This is a genomic window from Candidatus Limimorpha sp. (assembly GCF_056203535.1).
In genome coordinates this window covers 34433-41594 of record NZ_JBADWU010000089.1, presented here as the reverse complement: position 1 = coordinate 41594, position 7162 = coordinate 34433, and the positions used below count along the sequence as shown (strand labels likewise).

Here is a 7162-nt window from a genome sequence, read left to right as displayed (position 1 = left end):
CCTCCGCAAGGCCCTTCTGGGATACAGAAGTGGCGGCTATTGCGCAGGGGCGCACCTCTTCCCATTCCGAACAGAGAAGTTAAGCCCTGCCGCGCCGATGATACTGCAGACACTGTGGGAAAGTAGGTCGCCGCCCACCCCTAACGAAAACCCTGACACTACAAAGCGTCGGGGTTTTTTGTTTGCATCAATTCTGTTGTTCATTCTAATTTTGTATTTTTGCAGGTCAATTTATTGTTAGTATATTGTATGATTGATGAAACATCTCGTCAAGCTTATCTATGTCTTTTGCATTCTGCCTTTTGGAATGTAATGCCTGAAATTGATTTTGCCTTTGTTTGAAATGATGTATTGCAAATCTCTGAAAATTAGTCAACTTTGCCATTGTTATGCCAGTCTGCTTTACAATAGGAAGTTGATCATGCTTTCTCTTTGAAGTTGCGTTCCTTTATGATTGAATGTATACGACTAAATAGTCGTCATTATGCTATTTTGAATGGGTATATGAAGCGTGCTATTGAACGCCTGAGAGCACATGGTATCGATCCTGTTTTACTAAAGGGTGCTGGTTTGGCAAACAATTATCCTTTTCCAGAATTCCGTCAATGTGGCGACATTGATATTTATGTTGGTTCTGGAATTTATCATGAAGGCTGTGCCGCAATGCGCGAAATGACGGATTCCCATAATTGGGGCATTGAGAATGAAAGGGATATGCACTATAATATTGATAAAGATGATATTATTATTGAGACACACCGCGTGACCGCTATTCTTCATGATGCTTGTGATAATTCGTTTTATCAAAAAATTGCAGAAGAAGGCTTATTGAAAGATTTGCATCTTGTTGAAATTGATGGATATTCTCTTAATTTACCCTTCGATTCATTTAATGCTTTTTATGTGTTCTATCATGCTTGGCATCATTATTTGAAAACTGGTGTCGGATTCCGTCAAATTTGCGACTGGACTTTGTTGCTTCACTCGCTTTATGGTAAGCTTGATTTGGCAAAATTACAGGGCTATATTGATGGTCTTGGCTTAATGAAGGCTTGGAAGACATTTGCATGGATTGCTGTGGAAAAGTAGGGTTTGCCGAATGAGGAAATGCCTTTTTATGATTCTTCTTATTCAAAAAGAGCTGCTAAGGTGCTTGAATACATCTGGGAGGAAGGTGATTTCGCTGGTTCATGGCATTTGTCTGAAAAAAAGCGTATAATAGTTATTGTATGAGAATTATTGAAGGCTTGAAACTCCGTCCATTGGGCAAGCAGTATCTTGTCATGGCGGAAGGTCAGAAACAGGTTGATTTTAACCGTATGGTATCAATGAATGTTACGGCTGCTTTCCTTTTTCAGGAAGTGCAGGATGTCGATTTTGACAGTGCAACTTTGGCACAGTTGTTGGTGAATGAGTGTGGCATTACTATGGAATAGGCCAATCATGATGCCGCTCTGACCATTGAAGAATGGCAACAAGCAGGTATTCTTCAAAATTGATGCTATTTGTTTGATATTGTTTTTGTTGCGTGAGTAAGCTAAAATGTTTTCGTTTTTTGGAGTGTTAAGTTGATTGGGGGTATTTCACGTCAAGTAAGGGGTGCATCTTTTGTGATTTTCGGTTGTCAATTGAACTGGATTTTTCAACCGATGGTTTCGTTTTTTCCTTATTTTTGCAACGTTGACAATGGGTTGGAAACGTCAAAAATGAGAGTTTCACAGGCCATCAAGTTGCATCTGATTCAGAAAACGAACAAAATAGAAGTAATTTATGCCGCGCTATTTCATTCATCTTGCCTACAATGGAACCAATTATCATGGCTATCAGATTCAGCCACAGTCGAATAGTGTTCAGGAAGAATTGGAGAAATGCCTGAGTTTCAAAATGGGGCAGAAGGTTGCCATTACCGGCTGCGGTCGCACCGATGCGGGCGTTCATGCACGCAATTTTTACGCGCATTTCGATGTGAATGAACCCATTGCGGATGTGACAAGGCTGACTGAGCTGGTCAATCTGTTTTTGCCTGGCGACATAGTGATTTATAAAATATGGCAGGTCGACGACGAATTTCATGCGCGTTTCGACGCCGTTTCGCGTACCTATCATTACTACATTTCACGCACGAAAAATCCTTTCCATACGCAGGATTCGTATTACCTTTATGGCGATTTGGATATGGCAATGATGCAAAAGGCGGCTGATTTGTTGTTTGAATATGAAGACTTTACTAGTTTTTCAAAACTACACACGCAGGTCAAGACGAACAATTGCAAAATCATGGAAGCCCGCTGGTTTGAGCAGGATGGACTGTTGGTTTTTCGTATCAAGGCTGACCGTTTTTTGCGCAACATGGTCCGCGCCATCGTGGGCACTTTGCTTGAGGTGGGGCGTGGCAAGATGAGTTTGCAGGATTTCCGAAATGTCATCGAGCAGAAAGACCGCTGTTCGGCGGGATTGTCGGTGCCGGCTCATGCGCTGTTTTTGGAAAATGTGGAATATGAGAGTGGAAAGCTGAGAGTTGAAAAGTGGAGAGTGGAAAGTTTTAAAGTTAGGAATTAGGAGTTAGGAGGGAAGAGCAAGGATTTGGAAATTTGGAGTAATCAGCTCGTTGAGCTTGTCGAAACGAATTGTTGTTTTTTAGGTTATCGGTTTTCAGTTTACAGTTATCGGTTCTTCAAAAGTTTAATAGTCCAATCATCAAATCTTTAAATTATTAAATCTTAAATCTTTAAATCAAACAATCCACAAATCTAAAAAGTCAAATTGTCTAAAAGTCCAATATTCAATAAAATGGAAAAGAAAAATTCAACATGGTGGGGCTATATGGCCGGTATTGTTTCAGGAATCACCTACGGCATGAATCCTTTGTTTGGTGTGCCGGTTTTGAGTAAGGGATTGGATGTCAACTCGTTGCTGTTCTATCGTTATGGTATGGCAGTCTTGTTGATGTTGGCCTTTATGTTGGTTGCAGGAAAGCAATTGAAAATCAGTTGGAAACAGCTCGGCATGATGGCCATTGTCGGTACTTTGTTCACCTTGTGCAGCATTACGCTTTTCATTTCCTATAAGTTCATTCCTTCGGGCATTGCTACCAGCGTGCTGTATGTCTATCCCATTATGGTTACGCTGATTATGATGTTTTTCGGGCAACGGCCAAGTTGGCAGACATGGGTCTCTATTTTTGCAGGCGTAGCGGGAGCAGTCTTGCTGTCGTTCAACGGCGAAGGCGGCCTGATTGATTGGCGCGGCATCGTTTTGGTCGTGCTGTCGGGATTGTGCTACACCTTATTTATAATAATTGTCAACCAAAGCAAGGAGGTAAAGGCTTTGCCTAACCTCACCTTGACCTTTTACTGTTTCCTGATAGGCACCATCGTCTTGTTTTTCTTCACAAAATGCGGCGTGGAACTCAACAGGATGCCTGATGCTTCGTGCTGGCTGAATGTGGTTGGCTTAGCCATTTTACCTACGGCTTTGGCAACCATTACCTTGGCATCAGCCACCAAGAGAATTGGTGCCACAAAGACCTCGGTGATGGGCATTTTGGAACCTTTGACAGCCATTTTCATTGGCGTGGCCGTGTTTCACGAACCTTTCACGCTGAATGTGGCCATCGGCGTGGTGCTGATTCTGTTTTCAATTCTGTTCATGATTTTGACTACGAAAAAGGAATGATGCTGCCGTTTAAGGACTTCATTATGAACCCTATAAACGAAAGAAGCAAGGCCTTTGACCTTGCTTCTGAAGTAGCGGGAATGAGAATTGAACTCATGACCTCCGGGTTATGAATCCGACGCTCTAACCTACTGAGCTATCCCGCCGTCTTACGGGGTGCAAAAGTAGTACATTTTTCAATACGCGCAACAAAAAAATGAATTTTTTTTCTTCTGTTTTTGGTATGGTTTTTGGATAATTGATTTTTGTTGCAAAAAATCAAAAGTTTGCGCACACATTCAGAATAAATTTATACTTTTGTGCAATTTTAAAATAAGTGATAAAAATGAAGAAAGTAGTTTGTTTACTTGGTCTGTTCCTCTTGTTTGCAGGAGCAGTGAAGGCTCAGGAAGTCAGAAATGGCGCTGAAATCGAGTTTGAAAAGACCGTTCACGATTATGGCAATGTGCCTTACAATGGCAATGGCGAATGTGAATTCCGTTTCACCAACACCGGCAATGAACCTCTGATTGTGCAGAAACCAAAGTCAAGCTGCGGCTGCACCATCCCGACATGGCCAAAGGAACCTATCCTCCCGGGCGAATCGGAAGTCATTAAGGTGACTTACAGGACAAACCGTCCAGGCACCATCAACAAGACCGTGACCGTCACTTCGAATGCCGTTCAGAATGGCACCGTCGTCCTTCGCATTAAGGGCACCGTGATGGATCAGCCGGCTGAGGCAATGCCTGAAAATAACTTCGGTTCAGGTTCACCTGTCAACAACAGATAAAACATTAAAGTTCAACGAAAAGCTGTCTAATCCGATTAGATGGCTTTTTTATTGTTGAATTGTTTGAGGTTTAATCGTTTAGTTGTTTTTGACCATTTGCTGAAGTTATCAGTTTTCTGTCGACAACAGTTCAACAATTCAACAATTAACAATTCAACATATAACTCGGTAACATACATTAAACACATTAAAAATATCAATATGCCACAAGTATCTAAAAAAGGTCAGGTTATGCCTGCATCGCCTATCCGCCGACTCGTCCCTTATTCAGACGCAGCCAAGGCAAGAGGCATCAAAGTCTATCATCTTAATATTGGTCAGCCTGACATCGAAACGCCACGTTTCGCTCTTGAAGCGTTGAACGATTACCGCTGGAAAGTGTTGGCTTACACACATTCAGCAGGTGAAGCCTCAACACGTAGAAAGATGACCGAATACTATAAAAAGTGGGGAATCGATGTTACGGAAGATGAAATCATCCTCACCAATGGTGGCTCTGAAGCCATTCAGTTTGCTTTTGGTGTTTGCCTTGATGCTGGCGATGAAGTCATCATTCCTGAACCGTTCTATGCCAACTACAATGGCTTTGCCACTGAATCTGATGTGGTCGTGAAGCCTATCATGTCGTTCATTCACAGAGGTTTTGCGCTTCCTTCAATTGAAGAGTTTGAAAAAGTCATCACTGATAAGACCAAGGCCATCATGATTTGCAATCCTAACAACCCGACGGGTGCCGTTTATTCGGAAGAGGAATTGCATCAATTGGCCGAACTTGTGAAGAAATATGACCTGTTCCTGTTTGTCGACGAAGTGTATCGTGAATTTGCTTACGATGGCAAATATGTGTTCCCAGCCTTGAATCTGGGCATCGATGATCATGTCATCATGTTCGACTCAGTGTCAAAGCGTTACAGTGCTTGCGGTGCCCGTTTGGGCATGTTCGTCTCCAAGAACAAGGAGGTGATGAAGGCTGCCATGAAATATGCTCAGGCCCGTTTGTGCCCGTCTGCATTCAGCCAAGTTTTTGCTGAAGCTGCCGTTGACACGCCAGACGATTATTTCGCTGCGGTTAAGAATGAATATCTTGCACGCCGCAACTGTGTTGTGGTTGGCTTGAATGCCATTCCGGGCTGTTTCTGCCCAACGCCAAGAGGTGCTTTCTATGCTGTGGCTCGTCTTCCTATCGATGATTCCGACGCTTTCTGCAAGTGGTTGCTTGAAGAATTCAGCTATAATGGCGAAACCGTCATGCTGGCTCCGGCTACGGGTTTCTATTCGGTTGAAGGTATGGGTAAGGACGAAGTCCGTATCAGCTACTGCCTGAAGGTCGAAGATCTGCAAGCCGCACTGAAATGCCTTGAAGAAGCCTTGAAGGTTTATCCTGGCAGAGTGCATTTTTAATTGAACGTAAATTATCACATGCCGCCATTGCAACATAATGGCGGCATTATTTTTAAAAAGAAAATATCATGAAAATCAAAAAGATAGGGCTGCTTCCAAAAGTCATCATTGCCATTGTGTTAGGCATCGTATGTTCGTTGTTCTTTCCAACGTGGTTGGTGAGGATATTCGTCACATTCAACAGCATTTTCGGGAATTTCCTGAATTTCGCCATTCCTCTCATTATCATCGGCTTGGTTGCTCCAGGCATTGCCGAATTAGGCAAGGATGCTGGACGGCTATTGTGGATTACGGTTGCCTTGGCGTATGGTTCGACTTTGATTTCGGGCTTTTTCTCATATTTCGCAAGCAGTGCCTTTTTCCCGAGTTTCATCCAAGCGGGTTCGGTTGGCGATGTGGACACATTGACAAAAAGCGCAGTCGAACCGTATTTCACCATCGACATGCCGCCGCTTATGGAAGTGATGACAGCTTTGATTTTGGCTTTCATTCTTGGTTTAGGTCTGGCGGCGGTGAAAGGCGACACTTTCAAAAATATCCTCGTTGAATTTCGCGATTTGGTCAACATGCTGATTGCCAAAGCTATCATTCCTTTGTTCCCAATTTATATCTTTGGCATTTTCATGAAAATTTGTGTGGAGAGTGAAATCGGTGTCATACTTGGCGTTTTCTTGAAAGTCGTCCTGATAATCTTTGCCATGACGGTCGTTTTGTTGCTTTTCCAGTTTTGTGTGGCTGGTCTTGTGGCGAAGAAAAATCCTATTCGCTGCTTAATCAATATGTTGCCGGCTTACGTTACGGCTTTGGGAACGCAGTCGTCAGCGGCTACCATTCCGGTCACTTTGGCTCAAGCCAAGAAAAACGATGTCAATCCTGATATTGCCGGTTTTACGGTTCCGTTGTGCGCCACTATCCATCTGGCGGGCAGCATTCTGAAGATTGTGGCCTGTTCGTATGCCATTATGCTGATGAGCGGAATGACCATAAGTTTCGGCACATACGCTGGCTTTATTTGCATGTTGGGTATTGTGATGGTGGCTGCTCCAGGCGTGCCGGGCGGTGCCATTATGGCGGCTTTGGGCGTGTTGAGTTCAATGTTAGGCTTCACGCAAGACATGTTAGGCTTGATAATTGCAATTTACATTGCCATGGACAGTTTCGGCACAGCCTGCAACGTGACGGGCGATGGAGCCATTGCCTTGATTGTGGATGCAATAAATAGGAAGCGGTCTAAAGAGACTGTTGATAAGTAATTGTTAAAAATAAAACTTCAATTTGAATTTCGGGGGGTGAGAGACTGCGGGATTTCGAGAC

Annotated in this window: 7 protein-coding genes, 1 tRNA gene and 1 rRNA gene; 8 read left to right on the top strand and 1 reads right to left on the bottom strand. The window is 43.3% G+C overall.

Features of this window, described 5'->3' with window-relative positions; all coding sequences use genetic code 11:
• Positions 1–28: 28 nt before the first annotated feature.
• The 5 genes from rrf to AC06MN_RS10475 all read left to right on the top strand — a co-directional run bounded on the left by rrf (position 29) and on the right by AC06MN_RS10475 (position 3675).
• Positions 29–139: ribosomal RNA gene (gene rrf / locus AC06MN_RS10495) — 5S ribosomal RNA — on the top strand.
• Positions 140–450: 311 nt separating this feature from the next.
• A complete protein-coding gene (locus AC06MN_RS10490) occupies positions 451–1089 on the top strand; it encodes a nucleotidyltransferase family protein (RefSeq protein WP_475672328.1) in 639 nt (212 codons plus the stop codon).
• Between the two features lie 140 nt (positions 1090–1229).
• Positions 1230–1436, top strand: a complete 207-nt coding sequence (locus tag AC06MN_RS10485) for a PqqD family protein (protein WP_475672327.1) — start codon at positions 1230–1232, stop codon at positions 1434–1436.
• A gap of 334 nt (positions 1437–1770) precedes the next feature.
• A complete protein-coding gene (gene truA, locus AC06MN_RS10480; RefSeq protein ID WP_475672326.1) occupies positions 1771–2559 on the top strand; it encodes a tRNA pseudouridine(38-40) synthase TruA in 789 nt (262 codons plus the stop codon).
• Between the two features lie 231 nt (positions 2560–2790).
• On the top strand, positions 2791–3675 hold the full coding sequence (locus AC06MN_RS10475; RefSeq protein WP_475672325.1) for a DMT family transporter: 885 nt from the start codon (positions 2791–2793) through the stop codon (positions 3673–3675).
• Positions 3676–3747: 72 nt separating this feature from the next.
• Here the strand turns inward: AC06MN_RS10475 and AC06MN_RS10470 are convergent.
• A tRNA-Met gene (locus AC06MN_RS10470) sits at positions 3748–3821 on the bottom strand.
• 179 nt (positions 3822–4000) lie between these two features.
• Here AC06MN_RS10470 and AC06MN_RS10465 point away from each other — a divergent pair.
• From AC06MN_RS10465 to AC06MN_RS10455, 3 genes are all read left to right on the top strand, one after another.
• Entirely contained in the window at positions 4001–4447 is a 447-nt protein-coding gene (locus AC06MN_RS10465) for a DUF1573 domain-containing protein (RefSeq protein WP_475672324.1), read from the top strand.
• 201 nt (positions 4448–4648) lie between these two features.
• Positions 4649–5848: a pyridoxal phosphate-dependent aminotransferase gene (locus AC06MN_RS10460; RefSeq protein WP_475672323.1), complete on the top strand. Its 1200-nt coding sequence runs from the start codon at positions 4649–4651 to the stop codon at positions 5846–5848.
• A gap of 68 nt (positions 5849–5916) precedes the next feature.
• The gene (locus tag AC06MN_RS10455; protein WP_475672322.1) at positions 5917–7101 is read left to right on the top strand and encodes a dicarboxylate/amino acid:cation symporter; all 1185 of its coding nucleotides are present in this window, start codon (positions 5917–5919) and stop codon (positions 7099–7101) included.
• Positions 7102–7162: the final 61 nt, after the last annotated feature.

What these genes read in the sequence shown, in the direction of transcription:
- AC06MN_RS10475 (WP_475672325.1), top strand. Translation starts at nt 2,791, where the DNA reads ATGGAAAAGAAAAATTCAACATGGTGGGGCTATATGGCCGGTATTGTT.
- AC06MN_RS10465 (WP_475672324.1), top strand. Translation starts at nt 4,001, where the DNA reads ATGAAGAAAGTAGTTTGTTTACTTGGTCTGTTCCTCTTGTTTGCAGGA.
- AC06MN_RS10485 (WP_475672327.1), top strand. Translation starts at nt 1,230, where the DNA reads ATGAGAATTATTGAAGGCTTGAAACTCCGTCCATTGGGCAAGCAGTAT.
- AC06MN_RS10460 (WP_475672323.1), top strand. Translation starts at nt 4,649, where the DNA reads ATGCCACAAGTATCTAAAAAAGGTCAGGTTATGCCTGCATCGCCTATC.
- AC06MN_RS10490 (WP_475672328.1), top strand. Translation starts at nt 451, where the DNA reads ATGATTGAATGTATACGACTAAATAGTCGTCATTATGCTATTTTGAAT.
- truA (WP_475672326.1), top strand. Translation starts at nt 1,771, where the DNA reads ATGCCGCGCTATTTCATTCATCTTGCCTACAATGGAACCAATTATCAT.
- AC06MN_RS10455 (WP_475672322.1), top strand. Translation starts at nt 5,917, where the DNA reads ATGAAAATCAAAAAGATAGGGCTGCTTCCAAAAGTCATCATTGCCATT.